This is a genomic window from Halobellus inordinatus, from assembly GCF_024464655.1.
GTDB lineage: Archaea > Halobacteriota > Halobacteria > Halobacteriales > Haloferacaceae > Haloquadratum > Haloquadratum inordinatus.
In genome coordinates this window covers 48543-72282 of sequence record NZ_JANHAV010000007.1, presented here as the reverse complement: position 1 = coordinate 72282, position 23740 = coordinate 48543, and the positions used below count along the sequence as shown (strand labels likewise).

20 protein-coding genes and 1 pseudogene are annotated in these 23740 nt (G+C 64.1%); 8 read left to right on the top strand and 13 right to left on the bottom strand.

The window, feature by feature from the left end; translation table 11 throughout:
* Window positions 1-2: 2 nt before the first annotated feature.
* The 3 genes from NO347_RS13090 to NO347_RS13080 are packed head-to-tail and all read right to left on the bottom strand — an operon-like array spanning window position 3 to window position 9984.
* Window positions 3-2654: a PKD domain-containing protein gene (locus tag NO347_RS13090; RefSeq protein WP_256290028.1), complete on the bottom strand. Its 2652-nt coding sequence runs from the start codon at window positions 2652-2654 to the stop codon at window positions 3-5.
* Entirely contained in the window at window positions 2651-2971 is a 321-nt protein-coding gene (locus NO347_RS13085; protein WP_256290026.1) for a hypothetical protein, read from the bottom strand. Before NO347_RS13085 ends, NO347_RS13090 begins: the two co-directional genes overlap by 4 nt.
* 14 nt (window positions 2972-2985) lie before the next feature.
* Window positions 2986-9984, bottom strand: coding sequence for a malectin domain-containing carbohydrate-binding protein (locus tag NO347_RS13080; RefSeq protein ID WP_256290025.1), 6999 nt, complete (start codon window positions 9982-9984; stop codon window positions 2986-2988).
* Between the two features lie 278 nt (window positions 9985-10262).
* Between NO347_RS13080 and NO347_RS13075 the strand changes: the two genes are divergently transcribed.
* The 3 genes from NO347_RS13075 (at window position 10263) to NO347_RS13065 (ending at window position 12182) form a co-directional block, all read left to right on the top strand.
* Window positions 10263-10715, top strand: coding sequence for an Hsp20/alpha crystallin family protein (locus tag NO347_RS13075; RefSeq protein ID WP_256290024.1), 453 nt, complete (start codon window positions 10263-10265; stop codon window positions 10713-10715).
* Window positions 10716-11204: 489 nt separating this feature from the next.
* On the top strand, window positions 11205-11549 hold the full coding sequence (locus NO347_RS13070; protein ID WP_121569717.1) for an ArsR/SmtB family transcription factor: 345 nt from the start codon (window positions 11205-11207) through the stop codon (window positions 11547-11549).
* A 15-nt stretch (window positions 11550-11564) separates the two neighbouring features.
* On the top strand, window positions 11565-12182 hold the full coding sequence (locus NO347_RS13065; RefSeq protein WP_256290023.1) for a phosphoribosyltransferase: 618 nt from the start codon (window positions 11565-11567) through the stop codon (window positions 12180-12182).
* Window positions 12183-12217: 35 nt separating this feature from the next.
* Here NO347_RS13065 and NO347_RS13060 read toward each other — a convergent pair whose 3' ends face one another.
* On the bottom strand, window positions 12218-12592 hold the full coding sequence (locus NO347_RS13060) for an Hsp20/alpha crystallin family protein (RefSeq protein ID WP_256290022.1): 375 nt from the start codon (window positions 12590-12592) through the stop codon (window positions 12218-12220).
* A 103-nt stretch (window positions 12593-12695) separates the two neighbouring features.
* Entirely contained in the window at window positions 12696-12860 is a 165-nt protein-coding gene (locus tag NO347_RS13055; protein ID WP_256290021.1) for a hypothetical protein, read from the bottom strand.
* 238 nt (window positions 12861-13098) lie between these two features.
* Between NO347_RS13055 and NO347_RS13050 the strand changes: the two genes are divergently transcribed.
* Window positions 13099-14106, top strand: a complete 1008-nt coding sequence (locus NO347_RS13050) for a pyridoxal phosphate-dependent aminotransferase (protein ID WP_256290019.1) — start codon at window positions 13099-13101, stop codon at window positions 14104-14106.
* A 70-nt stretch (window positions 14107-14176) separates the two neighbouring features.
* On the opposite strand, the gene NO347_RS13045 is transcribed toward NO347_RS13050, so the two are convergent.
* Window positions 14177-14785 (bottom strand): plastocyanin/azurin family copper-binding protein, encoded by a 609-nt coding sequence (locus NO347_RS13045; RefSeq protein WP_256290017.1) that lies wholly within the window; start codon window positions 14783-14785, stop codon window positions 14177-14179.
* A gap of 107 nt (window positions 14786-14892) precedes the next feature.
* Window positions 14893-15036, bottom strand: a complete 144-nt coding sequence (locus NO347_RS13040) for a DUF7557 family protein (RefSeq protein WP_256290016.1) — start codon at window positions 15034-15036, stop codon at window positions 14893-14895.
* A 140-nt stretch (window positions 15037-15176) separates the two neighbouring features.
* On the opposite strand from NO347_RS13040, the gene NO347_RS13035 reads away from it, so the two are divergent.
* A complete protein-coding gene (locus tag NO347_RS13035; RefSeq protein ID WP_256290015.1) occupies window positions 15177-15569 on the top strand; it encodes a secondary thiamine-phosphate synthase enzyme YjbQ in 393 nt (130 codons plus the stop codon).
* A gap of 24 nt (window positions 15570-15593) precedes the next feature.
* On the opposite strand, the gene NO347_RS13030 is transcribed toward NO347_RS13035, so the two are convergent.
* The 5 genes from NO347_RS13030 to NO347_RS13010 all read right to left on the bottom strand — a co-directional run bounded on the left by NO347_RS13030 (window position 15594) and on the right by NO347_RS13010 (window position 18678).
* Window positions 15594-16055 carry an ester cyclase gene (locus NO347_RS13030; protein ID WP_256290014.1) on the bottom strand — a complete coding sequence of 154 codons (462 nt, stop codon included), beginning with the start codon at window positions 16053-16055 and terminating at the stop codon, window positions 15594-15596.
* 307 nt (window positions 16056-16362) lie between these two features.
* Window positions 16363-16503 (bottom strand): C2H2-type zinc finger protein, encoded by a 141-nt coding sequence (locus tag NO347_RS13025; RefSeq protein ID WP_121569724.1) that lies wholly within the window; start codon window positions 16501-16503, stop codon window positions 16363-16365.
* 73 nt (window positions 16504-16576) lie between these two features.
* The gene (locus NO347_RS13020; protein WP_256290013.1) at window positions 16577-17035 is read right to left on the bottom strand and encodes a DUF7992 family protein; all 459 of its coding nucleotides are present in this window, start codon (window positions 17033-17035) and stop codon (window positions 16577-16579) included.
* 100 nt (window positions 17036-17135) lie between these two features.
* Window positions 17136-17978, bottom strand: coding sequence for a ribose-phosphate diphosphokinase (prs, locus tag NO347_RS13015; RefSeq protein WP_256290012.1), 843 nt, complete (start codon window positions 17976-17978; stop codon window positions 17136-17138).
* Window positions 17979-18036: 58 nt separating this feature from the next.
* A complete protein-coding gene (locus NO347_RS13010) occupies window positions 18037-18678 on the bottom strand; it encodes a dienelactone hydrolase family protein (RefSeq protein WP_256290011.1) in 642 nt (213 codons plus the stop codon).
* Between the two features lie 199 nt (window positions 18679-18877).
* Between NO347_RS13010 and NO347_RS13005 the strand changes: the two are divergent.
* The 3 genes and pseudogenes from NO347_RS13005 (at window position 18878) to NO347_RS12995 (ending at window position 23066) form a co-directional block, all read left to right on the top strand.
* Window positions 18878-20321: pseudogene (locus NO347_RS13005) on the top strand (RtcB family protein).
* Window positions 20322-20501: 180 nt separating this feature from the next.
* The gene (locus NO347_RS13000) at window positions 20502-22652 is read left to right on the top strand and encodes an adenosylcobalamin-dependent ribonucleoside-diphosphate reductase (RefSeq protein ID WP_256290010.1); all 2151 of its coding nucleotides are present in this window, start codon (window positions 20502-20504) and stop codon (window positions 22650-22652) included.
* Between the two features lie 93 nt (window positions 22653-22745).
* Entirely contained in the window at window positions 22746-23066 is a 321-nt protein-coding gene (locus tag NO347_RS12995; RefSeq protein ID WP_256290009.1) for a hypothetical protein, read from the top strand.
* A gap of 270 nt (window positions 23067-23336) precedes the next feature.
* On the opposite strand, the gene NO347_RS12990 is transcribed toward NO347_RS12995, so the two are convergent.
* The gene (locus NO347_RS12990) at window positions 23337-23714 is read right to left on the bottom strand and encodes a CBS domain-containing protein (protein ID WP_256290008.1); all 378 of its coding nucleotides are present in this window, start codon (window positions 23712-23714) and stop codon (window positions 23337-23339) included.
* Between the last annotated feature and the right edge of the window lie 26 nt (window positions 23715-23740).

Below are 23740 nucleotides of genomic sequence, written 5' to 3'. Positions count from 1 at the left end.
AGTTAGGTAGTCAATTCGTTGAAGAGAGCCTGGACGTCGACGACGTCGACAGTACCATCACCGTTGAAGTCGAAGTAGGACGGGTTGTCCTGGACGGCCTCGTCGTCGAGGTTGACGAACAGGCCCTGGATGTCGACGATGTTGAACTCGCCGTCGCCGTTGATGTCCTCGTAGACACCGTCGTCGTCGACGTCAGTGACCGGACTGGTGTAGTTGCCGACGGTGATTTCGGTGACGGTGAGGGACGCACCGTTCGTACCGGTGACGGCGTAAGTGGTCGCGTCTTCGTCGGCAATCGCTTCGACAGCGGTCGAGAGGGAAGTCGAGCCGGCTGCCTCACCCTGGACGGTTATCGTCGCAACGACCACGCTTCCGGAGTCGGCCGTATTCATCAGTGCAGCGTCGATCGCGACTGAGGAGCCGTCGGCCGCGATGTTGGCCTCCGAAGTCCCCTCAGCCGGATCTCCTTGCAGTTCCACGTCGGTGATGGATCCGACAGACGGATCGTCGACGGAGACGGTCGCCGTGTACGCACCGACGCCGCCTTCCGCGTTGTCGACGACGAGGTCGAACGTCGTCGTGTCGCCGGTGGCGACCTCGTTGCTCGTCGGCGAGAGGCTCACCGACGTCGACTTCTCAGTCACAGAGAGCGAAGCGCCTTGCGTGCCGGTGACTGTGTAGCTGTTTCCGGCTTCGTTGCCGAGTGCCGAGACGGAGGCACTCAGATCGGTCGCGCCAGCGGCGTCCCCCTGAACGGTGATCGTCGCCACGGGAACACTACCGGAGTCTGCCGTGTCCATCAGTGCAGCGTCGATCTCGACCGAGGAGCCGTCCGACGCGACATCGACGTTGGTCGTCTGTCCGGCCGGGCTGCCCTGCAGCGACACGTCGGTAATCGAGCCGACAGACGGGTCGTCGAGAGAGACAGTCGCCTCGTACGCGCCGACGCCGCCCTGCGCGTCGTCGACCACGAGTTCGTACGTCGTCGCCCCGCCGACGAAGGTCTCACCGTTCGCTGGCGAGAGGCTCACCGACGTCTCAAGGTCGTCTGCTGGGGGTTCCGGTTCGGTCACCGTCAGCTGTCCGCTCGCGGAGTCGTTCGCAGTCGAAAGGTCGACGTCGTGGTCGCCGACGGAGAGACTGTCAGTAGCAACCTCGAAGGTGACGTCGTCGCTCGCACCGCCCGCGAGCGTCACGTCCTGACTGTCGACCGTCGCACCGTCGACGGCGACAACTACTGTCTGCGTCCCTTCGTCGCCGGTGTTCTCGACAGTCGCCGAGACGGTCGCCGTGTCGCCCTGCGTGACCGGCGATTCGACGTCGATCGCCGAAATTTGGAAGTTAGCGGGAGCGGCCGTCTCGGCGACTGAGACCGTCTGCGTCGTGGTGTCGGTCGCGCCGTCGTCGTCGGTCACCGTCAGTTCGACGTCGTAGTCGCCGGGCGAACTGAAGGTGTGCGTGACCGACTCACCGGAGTCAGTCGAACCGTCGCCGAAGTCCCACTCGTAGCTCGCGATCGAGCCGCCGGAGTCCTCGGACGCCGAGGCGTCGAACGTCACGTCCTCACCGACTTCCGGATCGGTGGGCGAGTGGGAGAACGCGGCCGTTGGGGACTGGTTCGGTAGCTCTTCGACGGTGAGCTGGAAGCTCTCGGTCGTAGTGGCCTGGCCGTCGTCGGCGGTCACCTCGACCGTGTACGTGCCCGCGTCGCCGGACTGCGAGGCGATGGTTAGCTCGCCGTTCGCGAGGCTGACGAAGTCGGGTGCCTGGCTCAGCGACAGCGACACCGTGTCGCCGTCGGGGTCGTCGGCGCTGACCGGGACAGTCGCCGAGTCGCCCTCAGTCACCGTCTGGTCGGAAATCGCGTCGATCGTCGGCGCCTGATTCGCGGGCTGGGTCGGCTGAACGGTCACACTCACCGAGTCGGAGTCGGTGCCGTCGTTGCCGTCTGCGACCTCGATCTGGAAGCTGAGCGTCGTCTCGCTGTCGACGCTGGGCGCGGTGAACGTCGGCGTCGCCGTGTCGGCGTCCGAGAGGCTCACCGAGGTCCCCGCGTCGTCGGCAACCGTCCACGAGTAGCTCAGCGAGTCGCCGTCCGGATCGCTGGATTCGGATGCGTCGAGCGTCACGGTGTCGCCCTCCTCGACCGTCTGATCGTCGCCCGCGTCCGCGGTGGGCGCGGTGTTCGTCTGCTCGGGCTCGACCGAGATGGTTGTCGTATCGGTGGTACTCGCCTCGCCGTCGGACGTCGACGCCGTCACGGAGATGTCGTAATCCCCGCTCTCGGCGTCACTCGGGACTTCGACCGTGTACTGCACAGTGTCGGAGCCCGAGACGCCGGTAGTGCTGAACCACAGCCACCCATCGGGCCCGTGCCCAAGGAACTCACCGTTCTGCCTGGTGATCTCCCAGCCGTCGGGGCGGTCCGTCTGGAGTCCGATACTCGACGTTTCGATCTGCTCGTTATCGACGCTCACGTCCGTCGTGAACGTCATCGTATCGCCGGGGGTGACTGTCGTACTGTCCGCCTGTTGTGTGACGGTGATGCCGTCTACCGCCGCGACCATCCCGATCGGTGAGAGCACCGACAGGACGAGCATAAGCGCGGCGAGCGCGGCTACCGTCCGAGTGAATCGTTTCTGAGCGTTTTTCATAGCTGATTGCTGTTTTGTCGACTGTGTTCGTGCTGCTCGGCTCGCGTGAGGTCGGTCAGCGCACTTGCGCCCCGACGCCCCGCGATCGGGAACTGGGAGGTCCTCGGGCCGTGTTGCGTCCGCTGACCGCCGGGACACCCTCCGACCGGCGCGATTCGGTCTCTGTGGTTACCCCCGAAGGGCACCGGTCGGTGATCGACGACGAGATGCCGCGTCGTCCGGTCGTCATTGGACCGCAGGCACGCGTCGCTGGCGGGGCCGGCCTCGGGGGCCGACTCCGGGCGTCCATCGACGGCGGGTGCGGGATTCTCATTCATCGGGCTGGATGTCGCTACTGCGAGCTGCTGTCCGACGATTCAAGCATCTCGATGGCGCGGATCTCTGGATTCTCGACCGCGCCCTTCTCGAAGGCGACCGTGATCGTCCCGTCGCCGTCGTCGGTGACGGTGAAGTTCTTCATCGTTCCCGTCGCGTGGCCGACGTCAGCCACAGGGTCGTACTGCGTCAGGACCTGCTGGCCCTCGACAGAGACGTTGAACTGACGATCACCGGGCTCGCTGGCGCCGTCGAAGGAGTTCCCGAGGTAGAGTCGGACCTCGACCTGCTGACCGGAGTCCACGGAGAACTCCCACGTGGAGTTCCCGTAGCGCTCGCAGTCCCACACGCCGTCAGGGGTGGACGAGGGAACCGTGCTGTCTGGCGTGATGTCATCGCCGCCGCAGTAGTTGTTATCAGCGGCGTCGGCCGACGTGAGATACGGCGAACTCGTGTCAGCCACACCGGTCCAGTCGGGGCCGTCGTCGGTCGCAGAGAGCGTCGTGCTCTCGCCCGCGTTCACGCGGTGAAGCAGCTGGGCCTCGGCCTCCTCAACGGCCACCTCGAAGCTCTCGGTGGTCGTGGTGGTGCCGTCGTCGGCCGTCACTTCGACAGTGTAAGTTCCGGCGTCGCCGTCTTTGGGAGCGATGTCAAGCGTCCCGGTCCCGTCGCCGTCGTCCGTCAGGTCGACGAAGTCCGGTCCGTCGACCGACAGCGTCAGCGAGTCGCCGTCGTCGTCGGAGGCGTTGACGGTGACCTGGGCAGTCTCGCCCGCGGTGACGGTCTGGTTGTCGATTGAGTCGATCGTCGGCGCGGCGTTGTCGTCGCCGTCTTCGTTGACGGGGTCGATCTCAATTGCCGACACCTTCGCGTTGTCTTCGACGGTGCTGAAGTCGACGTTCAGTTCGCCGTCGGTGACCTCGGTGGTAAACGTCTCGGTGACGGCGGCGTGCGCACCACCGGCTTCCGCGTAGATGTCGTACTCGTCGAGGACCTTCTGCCCCTCGATCGAGACATTGAACAGGCGGTCGCCTTCGCCACCGTCGTTCGCCACGCCCTGGTAGATCTCCACGAAGTGCAGAGTGACCTCGTACTCGCCGTCTTCGAGAGGCACATCGTAGCTGAAGTCGCCGTACCGCTCGGTGTAGTACAGCTCATCGTCCTCGGTGTTCGAGATCTCGGGATTCGAGGGCGTCCCCGAGTTCCCCGTCGTGAACGTCGAGCCGCCGTCGAAGTTAGCGTCAGCCTGGAACTCTGTGCCGTCCGCGGCAGTGTAGGCGTCACCGCCGGCGTTCACGGCGAAGCTGGTGACGCCGTCGTCGTCACCACCGTCGCCGGCGCTCTCCTCGTACTTCAGGACGACCACGTTCGAGTCGAGGCCGGTGTCGGAACCGGGCTCGCCCTGGGTCGCCACGAAGTAGTTGTAGCCGCCGACTGCGGTCGTGTTGAGCAGCGTGACAGGCACTTCGGCCTCCCCGTTCGAGTCGAGGGGGACCGTCTGATAGTCGACGTTCTCGATCTTGTTCGCCTCATAGGCCTCGATGTCGTAACCGGGCGTACCGTCGTACTCGGGCACGTTGTCGAGTTCGAGTTCGCTCTCGAAGTGCAGCAGCGTGACCGTCTCGCCGGGCTGGCCAGTGACGGTCACGGTCTGGTCGGCTTCGTTCACGGTGGCCGCGCTGTGGTGGTCGCGGAGCACGCCGTCGTTGAGGTCGACGTCCTGCACGTCGATGGTCGGTGCCGGTGCGACCGACTCGTCGAGCGTCGCCTGTGCGCCGCCCGCGCTGCCGTCACCGAACAGCTGCGTCTCCTGGGCACTTCCGTCCGCGTACTCGACGCTCACGCTGGAGCGGGCGAGTTCGAGACCGGAGACCGGACCGGCCTCCTGGGAGGAAACGGTCGCGTCCTTGATGCTCGTCGGGTCGTTGTCCGCTGAGAACGAGACCGACTCGCCGGGGTCGAAGTCGGTGAACTCGATCGTCAGCACGTCGTAGCCGTCGGAGCCGTTCACGCCGTTGTGCGGCTGGCTGAACACGTCGTCGTCCGCCGTGCTCACGACGCCGACGCCGTCACCCGATTGGGAGTCGATGTTCAGGCCCTTCGCAGCCTGGTCGCCGGCGGTGCCCGCCGGATCGAACACCATATCGGGCATCGCCGACTCCGAGAGGTCGAAGGTGACCGACGATATCTGCTGGTCGCCGGTGTTCTCGACGGTAAACGAGCCACCGCCGTAGGTGCTCGCCTCGGTTCCGCTGTCGGGCGTGATCGCGACCTGCGCCGAGCCGGTGGCTGCACTGGGCTCGTTGACGGTGAGCTGGAAGCTCTCGGTCGTGGTGGCCTGGCCGTCGTCGGCCGTGACCTCGACCGTGTAGGTGCCGGCGTCGCCCGACTGCGGGGCGATGGTAAGCTCGCTGTTCGAGAGGCTGACGAAGTCGGGACCGCTGACCGACAGCGACACAGCGTCGCCGTCGAGGTCGTTCGCGTTGACCGGGACGGTCGCCGAGTCGCCCTCGGTGACCGTCTGGTCCGAGATGGGGTCGATCGTCGGAGCGGTGTTGTCACCGCCGTCGCCGACGGTCGCGCCGGTCGACCACATATTGATCAACTGCTGGATCTCCTGGAGGGAGATCGTCTCCCCGCCAGTGTTCGGGACTTCCGTACCAGTCGACCACCAGTTGATGCCCGTCTGGATCTCCTGCAGACTGATCGTAGAGTCGTCGCCGTCACCGTAGCTCGCGACTGCCTCCGCGACGGTCATCTCGCCGTCGGGTTCCTCTCCGACTGCGACGATCTTGATCGCCGATATCTTCGCGTTGTCGTAGTTATCCGAGTCCCAGGGGAACGCGACGTTCAGTTCACCGTCGGTGACCTCGACAGTGAACGTCTCGTCGGTCGCGTTCAGCGGACCGACCTCCGCATAGAGGTCCTTGTTCTCGATGACCTGCTGTCCCTCGATGGTCACGTCGAACACGCGGTCGTTCTCGTTTGTACCGTCGTCAGGACCCGTCGAGTCCGGCGAGTCCTGGGGAGAGACCCCCTGGTAGATCTCGGCGAACTTCAGGGTGACCTGGTACGTGCCGTTCTCCAGCGGGATGTCGTAGCTGAAGTTCTGTCCGTACCGTTCGGTGTGGTACAGCGGGTCGTTCTGCGTGTCGTTGATCGGCTGCGAGACGTTGTACGTCGAGCCGCCGTCAAAGTTCGTGTCGGCCTGGTAGACTGTGCCGCCAGTGGCCGTGTACTCCGAGCCGCCGGAGTTCACCGCGAACACGACGTCACCGGTCGCCACGTCCGTGTCCTGCACCGTGACGTCGACCGTGTCGGTGTCGGTCGCCTCGCCGTCGGAGACTTCGACCTCGAAGGTGAGCGTCTCGTCAGCGCCGATGTCGGGCGCAGTGAACGTCGGCGTCGCCGTGTCGGCGTCCGAGAGGGTCACCGACGGACCGGCCGTCTGGGTCCACGAGTAGCTCATAGAGTCACCGTCAGGATCGCTGGATTCGGAGCCGTCAAGCGTGACCTGCTGGCCCTCGTCGACCGTCTGGTCGGAGCCCGCGTCGGCGGTCGGCGGCTGGTTTGCGGGCGGAGTGACGTATTCGACACTGATGTCGGTCCACGTCGCGTCGAACGTCGAACTCGCACCGTTCGACGTCGAGATGACGCCCACCGCGAGGCCGGTGCCGTCGGAGGTGTCGAGCCAGGACGCCGGAATCGCGGCCGTCCCGACTTCCTTCGTCTCACCGTCGACCTCGTACTCGGCGGTGAGGGCGACTTCGTCCTCGCCGTTGTCCGGCATCGGGTCGGTCGTCGGATCGACCGTCAGCCGGAGCGTCGTGTCCGCGCCGGTGACGTTACTATCGCTGACGATGTTCGGTGAGGTCTGGTGCGTGAACGAGTCGCCCTCCTCCTGGGCGAACTCGATGCCGCCGTTGCCGCCGTCGGCCGCGACGACGAGCTTCGAGTAGTTGGACTGGTCGCCGGTGCCGACGTAGATGCCGGCGGACTGGAAGTCCTTGGGGTTCTCCGGGAAGGAGGCGACCGTCGACTCGACCGTGAACGGCTCGTCCGGCGGGTTGACGCCGAACTGGAACGCGTACTGCTGCGTGTTCGTGCCCGCGTGGGCGTCACCCTGAGGGACGTTCTCGACCGTCAGGACCTCCGCCGCGCCGCCGACCGTCATCTGCGTCGGGTCGTAGAGGTTCTGATAGTCGGTGCCATTCACCATCAGCCCGGTCCAGCCCTGGCCGTTCTCGCCGAACAGGCTCAGTTCGGAGAGGTCGTGCTGGACGGGGAGGGTCGTGTCAAGCCCGTTGTCCGGATCAACCGCGAACGGGTCCTCGGTGTCGTCGAGTCCGTCGTTGTCGTCGTCGGGATCGAGCTCGTTCGGATTGCCGTCGTCGTCGAAGTCGGCCGGCGTGGAGGCCGACGAACAGGGATCGGTTCCCACGGCGAGTTCGTCTTCGTTGGTGTAGCCGTCACCGTCCGCGTCGCTCTCCGGGTCGAGGTTGTCGGGGTCGCACTGCTCGCCCGTGTCGCCGTCGCCGTAGTCGACCGGCTCGAAGATGGTGACGTCGTTACCGCCGTGGTTGGCGGTCCAGATCGTCCCGGGGAAGACCTCGCCGTCGTCCTGCGCGGAGATACCGAGCGCGCCGCCGGTGTTGCCGATCTGTTCGACGTTCGTGACCGTCTCACCGTCGGCGCTCAGTTCCACGCGGTAAATGTTACCGCTGAGTTCGACCTGCAGGAGGTCGCCCTCCATCGCGCCGCCGAAGTTCGAGGCGGTGTACTGTCCGGTCCCACCGGTCGGCCCGAAGAGGACCTTGCTGCCGTCCTCGAACTCCATCGTGTTGGCGCTACCCGCGGGCGCGCCTGGATCGGGCGAGCCGCTGGTCGGTGGGATGTAGTCGGCCTGCCGCGGGTCGACCAGACTCTCCGGAACGGGGGAGTTTGACGCGTCGATGTCGAGAATCACCTCTCCGTCCGCGTTGTAGATGTCCGCACCGGTCGGGTTCGCACGGATGGGCGCGGCGTGGCCGGCATAGTCGCCCTCGTCGGCCGCGATGAGCTGGTCACTCGTCGTGAAGCTACCGTCCTCGTTCGGGTGGTTAGTCACGCTCGACGCCTCGGCCACGGTGTTGCCGTTCGCGTCGGCCGGCTGGCCGCCCCAACCGCCGTTCGGACCGTGGTCGCTGACGTAGAGCTGGCCGCTCTCCGCGAGGACCAGGTCGTAGGGGTTCCGGTAGCCGGGCGAGAATATCTGCACCGGACCGCCCTCGACGAGCTTCGCCTGGTTGATGCCGTCGTTACCGCCGAACGGCAGGTCGCCGCCCTGGATGGTCGGGAGGGCGTACAGGTAGTCGAGGTCCAGGTACTCGCTGTTGTGCGTCTGCAGGCTCGTCGCCTGGTGGTTGTTCTCGATCTGTGCCAGGTCGATCTCGAGGACCGCCGCCGACAGCGCGTACTCCGGCGTGTGGCCGAAGTTGTCGCCCGGCGCGCCCTTGTTGGTGTGGCCGCCCTGGGCGACGTAGAGCGTGTCGCCGTCGGGAGTCAGGTCGAGGCCGTTCGTCGCGTGGTTCTCCTCGGAGCGCGGAAGCCCGAGGACCATCACAGTGTGGTCGACTTCGCTCGCTTGAAGCACGCCGTCGCTCCCGGGCGCGATCGTCAGTCGGGAGATGGCACCGGAATTGGTGTCCGTGTCGTCGTCGTCCTGCCCCACGTCGATCTCGGGGTCGCTCGAGGAGACGTAGACGACGGGCTGGTCGGCGGTACCGCCGACGGTCAGCCCGGTGATCTGGCGGTTGTCCTCGCCGGTGTCGATGTTCCCGAAGTCGTCGTGGTTCGGGATGTCCTTGATGGCATCAATCTCGACCTCGTTTTCGACTTCGTAGCTGTTCTCGCCGGTTCGAGTGACGTTCAGCGCGTACACCGTTCCGCCCTGCGTCGAGACGTAGGCCCGGCCGTCGGGCCCGAAGTCGATGGCCGTCGGGCTACCCGCACTGAAGCCCTCCAGCTTGCTCTTCTGGAAGCTTGGGTCGACCGCGCTCGCGCCCTCGCCCGAGAGGTCCACCGTCAGCGGGGAGTTGGACCCAGAGTGGCTGATCTCGAGCGTCGCGCTCATCGGGTCGACACTGGACGGCGAGAAGCTTACCGGAATGTTAGAAGAGTCGCCGGGCGCGAGCGACGTATCGGACGCCGCTCCAGCCGTGAACTCGTCCGCGTCTGACCCGGTGACCGAGACGTCTGTGATGTCGATGCTCGGGTCGCCGTCACCGCCGAGATTCGTCACGGTGACCGTCTCCTGCTCGGAGTTGTCGACCAGCACCTGACCGAAGTCGACCGAGCCCGGTCCACCGAGCGTATCGGACTGTGGTTCGGCCGAGACAATCTCGATCGCGTTGACCTGGGGGTTCTCCGTCACGTGACCGAAGTCGACGTCGATCGTGCCGTCGCTCGTGACGGTGAACGACTCCATCGCACCCGTGTCGTCGCCGTACGTCTCGATAATGTCGAAGTCGTCGAGGACCGTCTGTCCCTCGATGCTGACGTCGAATACCCGGTCACCGACGCTGCTGGTGCCCGAGTAGCCGTCGTAGAAGTACAGTCGGACCTCGACCTGCTGGCCGCTCGCGACATCGAACTCGTACTGCATCTCTTCTCCGTCGCTCGGGTCCCAGCGTTCGGTCTCCCAGATCTGACTGGGTGTCCCCGCGGGGACCGAACTGTGGATCGTGCTGGGCTGGCCGTGAGAAGAGGTCTCGTCTTCCCCGGCGACCTGGTAGTCCACGAGCGGGTCCCACTGGTTACCGTCCGCAGTGAAGCTTCCGCCCGCGTTCGCGCGGTACAGAACATCGCCAGCGGCTGCGGTCACCGCGGCCTGCTCACCCGAGCCGATACTCGCTGTCGGCTGCGATTCCACTTCCGCTACTGAGCTCGGACTCCCCGCAGCGAATCCTGTTCCGGCGACCGAGAACAGCATCAGCGCGACGAGTACGAGCGCTGTCGCTTGTCGTTGCCTGTTCATCGTCGATTCCTGTCTGGATCTCCCATCTGTTGCATATCGATCACGGGGGCTCTCGCGCCCGTTGGAGACAACCACATACGACAAAACAATAAGTAATCAGACGCTGAGCCAGCTAACGTTGTGTTTGTACAGCTAATACGGTAATAACAGACACAAGGGTCGCATAATAGCCGATCGGTCAGCGTCACTGATCCAAAGCGATGGCCGGTCGAGTGTTTACCGCCTGACCCGAGATTATTTGCTGATGGCCGTCGTACTACCTCTTGGAGTGACTCACTATGAGCGCACGCAGTAACCCATTCGAAGAGCTCGAACGCCTGTTCGAGCGGATGAGTAGACAGTTCGACAACTCGTCTCGGATCTGGGAGTCCGAGGGGCCGCTCAGCCGATGGTCCACGGAGTTCGAATCGATGGCGCTCGACCTCGTCGAGCACGACGACGAATTCCTCGTCACCGTCGATCTCCCAGGGTTCGAGCGAGACGACGTCAGCCTTCAGGTGACAGATCACACGCTCCGGATCGAAGCCGAGCGCGAATCTGACGTCGAGAAAGAAGAAGAGCAGTACCTCCGGCACGAGCGACGCCAGCAGTCGATGCACCGATCGATCCGACTACCCGACGATATCGACAAGGAGAACGTAAGCGCGCGGATGAAAAACGGCGTGCTGACGGTCACACTCCCGAAACTCGAAATCGAAGAAGCCCGCACGATAGACATCGAAGAAGAGTAGGGAGACGGACCGCAGTTCATAACAGCTTTAGTAGCATTTGCACGTCTTCACGCACCCGCTCGCACGACAGCGTGTGGTCCGGTGTGCAATCGGTTGCAAATGCTACTACAGGACGCCGCTCGTCAGAAACTGGACGCGGAGCCACTTTCTCGTCGAATACGTCGGACGTTTGCAACGGAGTACACAGGCGTCGCACACGCCGTGCCAGCGAGACGAACCGCAGTCGAGCAGTCCGCTATTGTAGCGTTTGCAACTGATAGGGATTATCGTCACTGTTCGGAGAGTCTCGCCGTCCCGTCCGGCGAGAAATCTATGAGGACGTACGATAGTCCCTATGATTACACAGCCAATCGCACGACTGCGTGCGATTAGGTGAGTGAAGACGTGCAAACGCTACCATAGCCACCGGGCGGTGTCCCGGTGTATGAACACCTTCGAGGACCAAGCCGAAGCACTATAAACGCTTGTTGAACAGTATAACGCGGTACTATGGTTCCGAAGTCAGCGGAGTCGACAGTGGAATTTGGCGACGTCGACGAACAGACGCAGGAGGCACTCACCGCGCTGAGCGATCCGAAGTGTCGAGCGATACTCGCCTCGACGTCCGAGCAGTCGTTGACCGCACGTGAACTGTCCGAACGATTGAATCTTCCACTCTCGACCGTCTATCGCAAACTCGATCAGCTCAGCGCGGTGCCGCTCCTGGAGGAGGCGGTCCAATTTTCCACCGACGGCAAACACCCGCACCAGTACGCGTGTCCGATCGATCAGATACAGGTCACGATTTCCCCACAGGAGACGCGTGCGACCGACGTCGGGGTCTCGTTCAAATGAGTGGGTGAGCCTCGAATGTTCGAAGATCGAGCCGACGCCGGTCGACAGCTCGCCGACGTCCTCGAAACGCGAGGCGTCGATGCGGACATCGTCCTCGCGATCCCGCGCGGTGGCCTGCCCGTCGGACGCGCCGTCGCCGATGCGCTCGGCCTCCCGCTCGACATCGTCGCAGCCCGAAAGATCGGTGCGCCGCAGAGCCCGGAACTGGCGATCGGCGCCGTCGCCAGCGACGGCACCGTCTGGCTGAACGAGTCACTGATCGGCGACCTGCGGGTCCCGGACCCCTACGTCGACGAGCGGATCGAACGCGAGCGCGAGGCGGCACAGGAGAAGGTCGAACGCTACCGCGGCGATCGGTCGGCACCCGATCTTCGGGGGAAGACGGTGCTGGTCGTCGACGACGGCGTCGCGACCGGCGCCACGACGACCGCCTGCATCCGGCAAGTCGAGCAGTCGGGGGCCGAACGCGTGATTTTGGCGGTCCCGGTCGCACCGCCCGACACGGCCGAGCGGTTGCGTTCGGAAGCCGACGAAGTGATCTGCGTCGCCGAGCCGTCACACTTCGGGGCCGTCGGGCAGTTCTACGACTCGTTCGTGCAGGTCACCGACGACGAAGCGAGATCGTACCTGTAGTCGAAGCACACAGGGGGCGCCGAGGCGCCCGGCAGTCACTGGATCTCGACGTGCGTCGGTTGGTCCCGTTTCTGCAGCGTGACCCACAGAATCCCGTCGTTGTAGGACGCGGAGACGTGTTTCTCGTCGACCGCTTCGGGGAGATGAATTACGCGCCGGAGCGTCCCCGAGTCACGCTCACGCCGGCGGTACGTGCCGTCCGTCTCCGTCGTGGGTTCGGCGACGATCTGGAGTTTGTTCTTACGGACCGTGACGTCGATCTCTTGAGTTCGTAGGCCCGGGAGTTCGGCCGACACGAGAAAGCGGTCACCGCGGTCGGCCACGTCGACGGGGAACGATCGCGATCGGTCGGTCGCAGGACGACCGCGAGGCTGTGCGCTGGCGAGTGTGGATCGAGTGCGGTCTGGCATACTTCCACCACGTGTACACTCGCCTGCAGGAACTATAAATTCGGACGGTACGAGCAGCTGCGGAGGGACAGCAGTGACGAATCGGGGATCGATGCGAGAACGGCTACTCGTCGTCTGCGAGTTCGGCTTCGGCCTCCTCCGCTCCGTGTTCCTCGCGCCGTTCCTCGGCGGCTTCTTCGTACTCGCGTTCGGTTTCGAGTTCGTGCTCGCGTTGGCGCTGTTCCTCGTCGAGACCTTGTTTATCGCGGCCCTCTTTCGTGTCTCCCATAGTGTGTTCCACGCACCGGTACGTCGAGTCTGGACTCGCCTGGGCGAGCGCGACTGCGTGGATACGTCCCGGTGCTGACGGATGTTTCGTGGGCCGAAACTAATAGGGATTATCGTAAGTCTCCATAGATTTCTCGCCGGACGGGACGGCGAGAATCTACGAACAGTGACGATAATCCCTATAAGCTATTGCGCTCGGCAAACGTTTGTTATCCTCCATTGTGAACCGAAGCAGTAGTATGACCCAAGAATCGACGACGGAGAAAGGTGGATCCGGTTTCGAGGGCGTCAGACTCCTGCTCTGTGAGAATCCGCTGCCACCGATCGACGAAGCGATCGACGCCGCGCGTGCAGAACTGCCGCGGAGTAATCACTACACAGAGGCGTACTCGGAACCGCTCAGGGATCGCCTCGCCGACCGCGCGGGCGTTTCGGCGGAGCACATCCACGTCAACGCCGGCTCAGAGCTGATTCTGCGACAGTTGTTCGATCGGTTCGGCGAGCAGGTGCACCTGTTGACGCCGACGTACCCGCTGTTTCCCGAAATCGCCGACAGATACACCGAAACGCGACTGCGCCCCGAAGACGACTTTCAGTTCGATCTCCGGGACCTCGAGATCCCAGAGGAAACGACGCTCGCGGTGATCGTCAACCCGAACAATCCGAACGGGAGCGGCTTCGATATGGAAGCCCTCCCCGGGTTACTGGAGCAATACCCCGAGACACGGTTTCTCGTCGACGAGGCGTTCGTCGACTTCGTCGAGAATCCGGTCGCGAATCTCGTCCCGGAGTACGACAATCTGTTCGTGACGCGGACGCTCTCGAAAGCCCACAGCCTGGCGGGATTCCGGATCGGGTACGCGGTGCTCCCCGAGTCAGTCGCCGCCGAGTTGAACGCGAGCAACGACGCCTACCCGCTGGCGCGTCCGAGCCAGGCGGCCGCGATTGCAACGCTCGATCACCACCAGAAGATCGAGCAACGGGTCGATCGCCTGCGCTCGTGGGCCGACCAGTTGGCGTCGGAGTTAGAGTCGGTGGGCGTCACGACGTTCCCGAGTCAGACGTACTTCTTCCTCGCCGACGTGAGCCCGCACGACGCAGACGAGGTCGCTGCGAAACTCCGAGAGCGGAAGATCTTCATCAAACCACTCGGCGACGACCGACTCGGCGCTGGATACCTACGCGTGATGACGGCGCGGCCAGAGGACAACGAGCGCGTCGTGGAGGCGTTCCGCGAGATTCTGTAATGTGCTCGGGCCGCTATCCAGTCGCCGTTCGGAGGTGATCCTCGCTCTGGTGGTCCTCGCTCGCTTCAGGTTATTGCTCTTCGTCCATCATTTCGTAGTCCCCGCCGTACTTCAGGAAGAAGTACGCGAGAGCGAGGACGGCGACGAACGCGCCGGTGACCGTCACGAGAAGCGTCTTGGCAGCGTCCGGGACAGTCGGGGCAGCCGGTCCACTCGGGGTGGGAGTGGCACCGCCGGGGACGACGTCGACGGCCGCAATCATCCCGACACTCTCGTGTGGGACACAGAAGTAATCGTAGGTGCCCTCTACCTCGAAGGTGTGCTGATAGGACTCGCCGCCGGCGACGTCGCCGCTGTCAGGGTCGCCCGCCGAATAGGCCCCTCGGGCGGGTTCCTCCGCGTCGAATCCCCCCGAAGCGAAGTATTCGGCCTCGTCTGGGATGTCGTCCTCGTAGGCGGTGATCGAGTGGCCGATCGTCCCGACGTTCTCCCAGACGATGGTGTCGCCGGGAGCGATCGTTATCGAATCGGGAGCGAAGACCAACTCGTCGGTCATATCTACGGTGTGAGTAGTGCCTTCCTGCGCCGCTGCCCCCCCAGTCGCACCGGCGGCGGCACCGGCCCCGACGGCCGCCCGGAGGAGTCCGCGTCGCGAAATTCCGTTCGCAGTCCGATCCATAGTCGCGCTAGACCCCCTCACAAGATAGTAAGTCGGAGACTTCCACGCCCGGTGCTGTCCGTAATCAGCCATTTCCACCACGGAAAGGGTCTGCGCTGTCGGTCGGTTTAGGCCCCTTCCTGCAGGAACCGGCCCTCCTGTTCGTAGATCGAGACCAGTTCCTCGATGAATTCGGGAATCGTTTCGTCCTCTTCGAGATGGCCGTCGATGCGCTCGGCGAGGTCGTCGCTGATCTCGATTGTTTCGGTCATCGTCCGCACAGACGCACGTCAGGTCAATAAATCCACCCGTGGATCGATCGCACCGAGCGACCGATCGTAGGAGACGCGAGGACAGGTGAGGGCACGCGAGCACAAGTAGACTCATCAGCCTCTCGGTCCTACGAGCACCTATGTCGATCCAAGTCAGCACGAGTGAGCGCGTCGCGGTCGTCGACGTGACGGCGAAAGTCGCCCAAGCAGTCCCCGACGACGTGAATCGTGGCGTGTGCACGGCCTTCGTTCCGCACACGACGGCGGGCGTCGTCGTCAACGAAAACGAGACGCGACTTCTGGGCGACGTCGAACGCGCGCTCGACCGAATCGTCCCCCGGGAGGGTGGCTACGAGCACGATACGATCGACGACAACGCCGACGCACACCTCCGGGCGATGCTCCTCGGAGAGAGCGTCTCCGTCCCCGTCGTCGACGGCGAGCTCGACCTCGGCACGTGGCAGTCGATCCTCTTCGTCGAGTGCGACGGGCCGCGAACGCGCTCGCTAGAGGTGACGACGACACCCGCCTGACCACCGCCTAGGCCTGACCACCGCCTAGTCGTCGGCGGCCGGTGCCATCGCCGAGAGGTCCTCGGGAAGCACCCCGAGCCCCTGTAGTAGACCGAGCGCGTCCCACGTCGACCAGCCCTCGACGACCTGCCCGTCTTCGATACGGTACGTGATGTGGCCGGGGGTCGGAGTGCCCGCTGGCTCACTCCCGCTCGGTGGGATCCCCATAAACTCTCCTTCGTGACTCCCGTCTCCGGTGAACCCGATGGTCACGAGGTCGTCTTCGGCGATCAGGAACTCGATGTCCATCTCGTAGTCCGGGAACCCCTCGAAGACGTCGCTCATAAATGCCTTGAGGGATTCGCGGTCGCTATCCTCACCACCGGGGAGGTACCAGTGCCCGGTGTAGTCTTCGCTGTAGAGTTCGTCGATGACGTCGAGGTCCTGTTCGTTCCACGCTTCGTCGATGATCCGCCGGACGATCGCTTTGTTGTCTGTCGCTCCCATAGCGTTCGAACTGACACAACGGAGCTACATTGTTAGCAACGCTATAGTAGCATTTGCAAGTCTTCACGCATCCGATCACACCCTGTCGTGCGATCGAGTGCGCAATCAGTTGCAAATGCTCTATAGAGTCGCCCAGACCGGGTTGAAGGCAACTGTTACTCACGAGCCCTGTAGAGTAGGCGTTGCTGACGCACCGTAGCTGCCGTCGAAGGGAACAGTATATCCGACTTACACGGCAGCACAGGTGCTCTCGGTGGTCGCTACTGCGACACACGCGTATCGGCCACAACTGCGTATCGACCACAGATCACGGCGGCACGTCGCCGCCCATCTCGTGGTACTCCCAGACGTGATCTTTCAGTTCTTCACGGGTCGCGAAGCGTTCGTCGCACATATCGCACTCGAACGGGAGTTCCTCACCTTCGGCTTCGGAGTCGTGTTCACTCATAGCTGTCTGTTCGGCGACGTTCGTATTAATGCTGGCGCGGACCACGAGCGTCGGCCGATCGAACCCCTCCTCGCTATTCGGGCGGCGTCTGATCGCTGAACGTCTCCTCGCTCCAGTGGTCGATCGGCGACTCCTCGTCGCCCCAGTCGAGATACGCGTCCGCGAGGAGTTCGATCACGGTCTGCCCGAGATCGGTCAACTCCGTGGTGGCGTAGGTAGCGAGTTCCTCGTCGGCCAGCTCCGGCGGAAGGCTCGGGACCTCGAATCGGAACGTGGCGTCGATCGGGTCCCAGTAGAAGTCCAGTTGTTCGAAGACGCCAGCATCCTGGAGGGACCGAACTTCCGAGTCACTCAGGTCCGTGTACTCGTCCCACTCCTCGAACGCCTCGTTCCACGCCCCGTCGCGGAGCACTTCTTCGAGTTCCGCCCGCCGGAGTTCTTCGGCGTCTTCGAGTTCCTCCGAGTCAAACGTGCTCGGCAGGGGACGGTTCGTCAGATCTGGTGGGGTAGGAGTGTCGATATCGAGCGCCATAGTCTGACGTCCGGCGACCAGTACTATAGTGGTTATCGTACCCGTGCATCGATGCGTGCCATATCGTTCGGCGAGACGCTACGAGGAGGTCCGATACTCACTATCCGTCGTCGGGGGAGGCCTGCTCGCCAGCAACGACCCCCCGGATCAACGGTTCGACGCGCACCGTCGCCGCGTCGCTCGCGATCGTATTGGTGAGGTAGAGCGCGTCGTAGGTGTCGTCCACCCGTTGGATGCCCTCGGGCAGAACGCCGTGAACGGCGGCCGCCTGGACCGTCTCGGCGCCCTGCTCTTTCAGCCGGTGGAACGCCTCGACCATCGTCGTGCCAGTCGCGATGAGGTCGTCGAAGACGAGCACGTTCTGTCCCGCGACGGCGAGTTCGCCGGAGAGTTCCACCTCGACGGCGCTCGCGCGTTCTTTCTCGAAGCCGGCGACGCCGAACCGCTCGACAGCGCCGAGATCCGGCCCGACGATGACGTAGTCGTCCATCTCGACGTGCTGTTCGACGAGCGGGAACGCCCGCAACACCTCCATAGGGACCCCCTGAACCCACTCGCGGTGGCTGAAGTGCGGATCGACCGCGTAGATCCGCTCGACGCCGTAGTGCTCGGTCAACACCCGGAAGATCGACCGGACGTAGTTGACCGTCCCCTCGTAGAACGCCTTGTCCTGCCGACTGTACGGCACGTACGGGAACAGGACCGAGATAGAACACTCGCGTTCTGCGAGCGCCGCGAGCGCACCGTAGAGGAACGCGAGCCCGCGGTTGGGATGAGGCTGGCCGCTGTGAACGAGACGTACCTCCTCGACGTCGTCGAGATCCCCGAGTTGGACGTACACCTCCGAGTCGGGGAACTGTCGGATCCCGTTCTGAGGATGCGCCACGAGGTGATGGGCGTCCAAGTCGAGATGCTCCGCGCTCGGCGTGGCGACTAGTTGCACGGCGAGTTCCCCCCGGCACAGGCGACGCGAGCGCTGGATATCCGTGACATCGTCGGGGTCACGCGAGATGGCTCTCGAACCACTCGGCCGCCAGTTCGGCGACCTCGTCGAGTTCGCCCGACCCCTCGAAGAGATGGCCGGCGCCCTCGACGACCTCGAGTTCTTTCTCGCAGGTGAGTTCGGCCAGCGCGTCGCGGTTGAGTTCGAGCACCTGCGTGTCCGCGCCGCCGACGATGAAGAGCGTCGGCGCCGTGACTGCCGGCAACTGCTCGGACGCGAGGTCGACGCGACCGCCGCGTGAAACGACGGCGTCGACGTCGTCGCCGCGACGAGCCGCCGCACGGAGCGCCGCTGCCGCCCCGGTGCTGGACCCGAAGTAGCCGAGGTTCAAGTCTCGGGTCTCCTCGTGCTCCCGAATCCACTCCGTCGCGGCGATGAGGCGCGTCGTCAGGAGATCGATGTCGAATCGCGTCTCGTACTCGCGGTCCTCTTCTTCGGTGAGCAGGTCGAATAGCAACGTGCCCACGCCGTGGCGGCGCAACACCTCCGCGACGAACGTGTTGCGCGGGCTGTGTCTGCTACTGCCGCTCCCGTGCGCGAACGCGACGAGCCCGGCAGTGTCCTCGGGGACGATCAGTTCGCCGGGGAGTTCGACCCCGCCGGCCGGGATCGACACGACGTCCTCAGACTGGTCGGGCATACGCTGACCAACGACGGCATCGACTGTTAACGTTCCCCCAAAAAAAGTCAGTGTCAGAGTTTACGGTGGTCGGCCACTTACTGCTAGATGCGACCGAGGCCAGCAGCGCGAGCCGCAATCCGGAACCGGGGTCGAAATGGGTACCGACTGCGACGACGAACCAGATGCAGCGGGCGACACCGAACACCAACAGAAAGGAATGACAGAGCCAGAGCAAATCGAACTCGCGGAAGTTGCAACGAACATCTACGAGATACCACGAGACGGTGCGATGCGCGTGCCGGTGCGCGTGTACGGATCGGAGCAGCTCGTCGAAGAACTGCAGCGGGGCGACAATCAGACGCTCACGCAGGGGCGGAACGTCGCGACCTTGCCGGGCATTCGGAAGTTCGCGGTCGTCCTCCCGGACGGCCATCATGGGTACGGCTTCCCGATCGGTGGCGTCGCCGCCGTCGACACGGAAACGGGGGTGATCAGCCCCGGGGGCATCGGGTTTCGACATCAACTGCGGCGTCCGGCTCCTGCGGACCCCGCTGGAGTACGACGACGTCGAGGGACGTGAAGAAGAGCTCGTCGAACGACTCTACGAGACGATTCCGTGCGGGCTCGGGAAGGGCGGCTATCTCGACACGGATATGGACGACCTCCGCGGCATCCTCACTCACGGGATGCAGTGGATGCTCGAACACGGGCACGCGGTTCCGGCTGACCTCGAACACTGCGAGGAGAACGGTCGACTGCCGGGGAGCCCGCGGAAGGTCCCTGCAGAGGCGATGAACCGCGGTCACAACCAGGTCGGATCGCTCGGGTCGGGGAATCACTTCCTCGAAGTCCATCGCGTCGCCGAGATCTACGACGACGAGACCGCTGCAGCGTTCGGCCTGCGCCCCGACAACGTCGTCGTGATGATCCACTCGGGGTCGCGCGGCCTCGGCCATCAGGTCTGTAGCGAGTACATCCGCCGGTTCGAGCGGGCGTTCCCCGAGATTGCCGACGAGTTGCCGGACCGCCAGCTGATCTACGCACCGTTGGAGGAGCGGATCGCCGAAGACTACAAGGCCGCGATGTACGCGGCCGCGAACTTCGCGTGGGCGAACCGACAGGCGATGACGCAGGGTGTTCGCGAGGTGTTCGACGATCTGCTCGACGTTACCGACGTCGAGCTCGTCTACGACGTGTGTCACAACATCGCCAAGGAGGAGCGACACCACGTCAACGGGAGCGAAGAAACGGTTCTCGTCCATCGGAAAGGGGCGACGCGCGCGTTCCCGGCAGGCCGGCCCGAGGTCCCGGAGGCGTATCGAGCGGTCGGACAGCCGGTGTTCATCCCCGGGAGTATGGGATCCTCGTCGTACGTGCTGTGCGGGGGCGAGCAGTCACTCGACCGAACGTTCGGGTCGACGGCACACGGTGCCGGTCGGGTGATGTCGCGGACGCAAGCCAAAGCGGAGTACTCCGCGAACGAACTCCAGCGACAGCTCCGCGAGCAGGGCATCTACGTGCGAGCGCGGTCGGGCGGGACGCTTGTCGAGGAAGCACCGGGCGCGTACAAGGACGTCGACGAGGTCATCCGCGTCAGCGACGCTCTCGGGATCGGTACCAAGGTCGCCCGGACGTACCCCATCGCCAACATCAAGGGCTGATACGGCCGGACAGACGCCCGCCCGCGACGCCCTTCGGGACCGGGGACGCACCGACATCGATAATTCGCTTCGGTCATAAGTGTGGTACTGTCACGCACAGATACACAGACGTCCGCGAGGTATCGTCGTGCTGCACCGTCGCGGTTCGCGTGAGGACAGAAGAATGACAGACACGAACCGATGATAGACACGAGCGACTTCGTACTCCCCAAGAAGCGAGGCGGCGGCGAGACGCTCCGAGAGCGGCTCAGCGAGAACGTTTACGAACGGATTCTGCCGGCGCGGTACCTTCGGACGAACGCCGCCGGTGAGGTAATCGAGACGCCGGCGGAGATGTTCGAACGCGTCGCTGCGACCGTCGCGAGCGCCGAGCGCGAGTACGGGACGGACGCTGACGCGGCCACCTGGGAGCAGCGGTTCTACGAGGCGATGACTGGGCTCGCGTTTATGCCGAACTCGCCAACGCTGATGAACGCCGGAACCGAGATCCAACAGCTCGCGGCGTGTTTCGTGCTCTCGCCGGCGGACTCGCTGGATTCCATATTCGGCACGCTCGGCCGCGCGGCGAAAGTGATGCAGAGCGGCGGCGGCGTCGGGTACTCCTTCTCGAAGCTCAGACCGCGGGGAGACCACATCAGATCGACGGGTGGCGTCGCCAGCGGCCCGGTCTCGTTTATGAACGTCTACGACACGATGTGCGAGCAGATCCGGCAGGGAGGTCGGCGGCGGGGAGCCCAGATGGGGATCCTTCACGTCACTCACCCCGACGTCGGTCGCTTCTGCACGGTGAAGCGGCAACAGGATCTCTTGACGAACTTCAATCTCTCCGTGGCGATCACTGACTGCTTCTACGACGCCGTCCAGGAGGGTTCGCGGTACACGCTTCAGAATCCGAGCACTGGCGGCCCCCACGAAGTGACCGAAGCCACTGCCCAGTTCTACAGCACGGCCTACGAGTCGGGCCCGCGGACCGAAGTCGAACGGAATCTCTGGCGGGACTACGCCGAAGAAATCCCGCGGATCGACGAGTATCGTGGGGAAACCGACCTGGAGGTCGGGGCCGAGATGACGCTACCGGCGCGGTTCGTCTGGGAACTCGTCGTCGACGGGACGTGGCAGAACGGCGAGCCGGGGTTGTTCATGATCGACGAGACGAACCGCCAGCACTCCTTCGACGTCGAACGATATCCGTCCCATCGGATCGACGCGACCAATCCCTGTGCCGAGCAGGGACTAGAAGAGTACGAGGCGTGTACGCTCGGGCACGTGAACCTCTCGCTGCTGGTCGACGACGACGCCGCCACGTGGTCCGAGTTCCACAACGAGGAGATTCGAGACCTTCCGGCCGCCGTCGAGACGTTTCTGGAGCAGGCGATCGATTGGAGGCGGTTGAACGACCTCGTGCACCTGGGAACACGCTTCCTGGACGACGTACTGACAGTGTCGGAATTTCCGATCGACGAAATCGACGAGACGGTCGGCCGGATGCGAAAGATCGGTCTCGGGATAATGGGCCTCGCCGAGTTGCTAATCCAACTGGGCGTCAGGTACGACGCGCCACCCGCACGCGAGATCGCCCGGCAACTGATGGCCGCGATCAATCGCGAATCGACGCAGGCGAGCCACGAACTGGCGATCGATCGGGGCTCGTTCCCCGACTGGGGCCACTCGAAGTACGCCGCGCCGACCGACTACCCGGAGTGGTTCGAGCGACACACCGGCGGCGACCCGGAGGAGTGGGACGACGGGTTCCCGGTCCGCAATCACAACACCACGACCATTGCACCCACCGGGACCACGGGAATGATCGCGAACACCTCGGGTGGCTGTGAGCCACTGTTCAACGTGCTCTATTTCAAGAACGTGAGCGAGGACGTGCAGGGCGACGCGATGCTCGTCGAGTTCGACGAGTACTTCCTCAGAACGCTGGAAGCGAACGGTATCGATCCGGAGAAGATTCGAGGACGTGCGCTGTCGCTCCTCGAAGACGGCACGTTCGAGCGCCCAGCAGATCTGCCGATCCCGACGGGACTCGCGGAGTTGTTCGTGACCGCAGGAGAGATCTCCGCCACGGACCACGTCCGGATGCAGGCCGCACTCCAAGCGCACGTCGACAGTGCGATCTCGAAGACGATCAACCTCGCACACGACGCAACCCGCGAGGACATCGCAGACGCGTACGCCCTGGCGATCGAACTCGGGTGCAAGGGCATCACCGCCTACCGCGACCGGTCGCGCCACGAGCAGGTGCTCACAACGCGGCCGTTCGAATCCGAGAACGCCAGCGGCCGACCGTCGGAAGCGAGGTGTTGTCCCAGTTGGCTGCCGTAGGTCGTGCCCGGTCGGAGCAGACGTCGAGCGACCAGCGGACACTCCAGTCAGCCGCGCCGAAAAACCGATGATGGGTCGTGCGGAAGTAGCGATATGGTCGAAGAAAACTGGGTCGATCTCGAAGCCACGGAGCTACGGTACCGCGACCGGACGTGGGAACTCACCGGCGACGTCGACGTCCGGGAGAACGGCGACCTCCTGGTGGTCGAGGCACGAGAGGCCGACGACGTGCGCCACAGGACTGCGCTGCTGCACTTCGGACGCGGAGCATTGGAGTCGACGCGATCACTAAATCCCGGAGAACTCGGAGAGCACTTCCACGCCCTCGAACGGGACGGCGAGGATCACTTCGTCGTCGTGAAAAAGGCCGGGCGGCGGTACCGATACGAACTCCACCGCCTCGAATACGAGTGAGTGCCAGCCCTCCCGACGGCAGAAAAGAGTCCCTACCGGTGTGTGAGCGGATAATCACTTCCTACCGCCGTAACAAAAGTACGGCTGTTAGGGTGGTAGCAATTGCATACCACCCGTTTTCGTGTCCTCTCATCGAGCCACCGGGCTGCTAACGCGGCCTGGGGATCGGGGATTCCTCGAAAGGGTGGGTCGGCTATGGTAGCATTTGCAACTGAGTGCGCACCCGATCACACGCTGTCGGGCGCTCGGGTGCACGAAGGCGTGCACACGCTACCGTAGCGACGCGGTCAGGTCGAGCGTAGTGATGATCCCGACGACCTCATCGCCGTCGACGACTGGGACGTGGTGAATCAGATGCTCGATCATCGTGTCGGCAACGTCGCTGATGGGGGTCTGTCGCGTCGTCGTGATCACGTCGGTCCGCATCCACTCCGCGACGGTCGCCTCAGCCGCGGGCGCTTCCTCCCTGGCGAGCGCGACGAAGTCAGTCGCCGTGAGGAGGCCCACGAACTGGCCCATATCGTTCACCACGACGACCGCGCCGATGTCGTGTTCGATCAACGTCGCTGCGGCTTCGGCGAGTGGCGTGTCCGGAGTGACAGTCTCGACTGGTCGTGACAGAAACTGATCGACGTAGCGCTCCTCCATACATCACCATTCCGCCGCGGTACCAA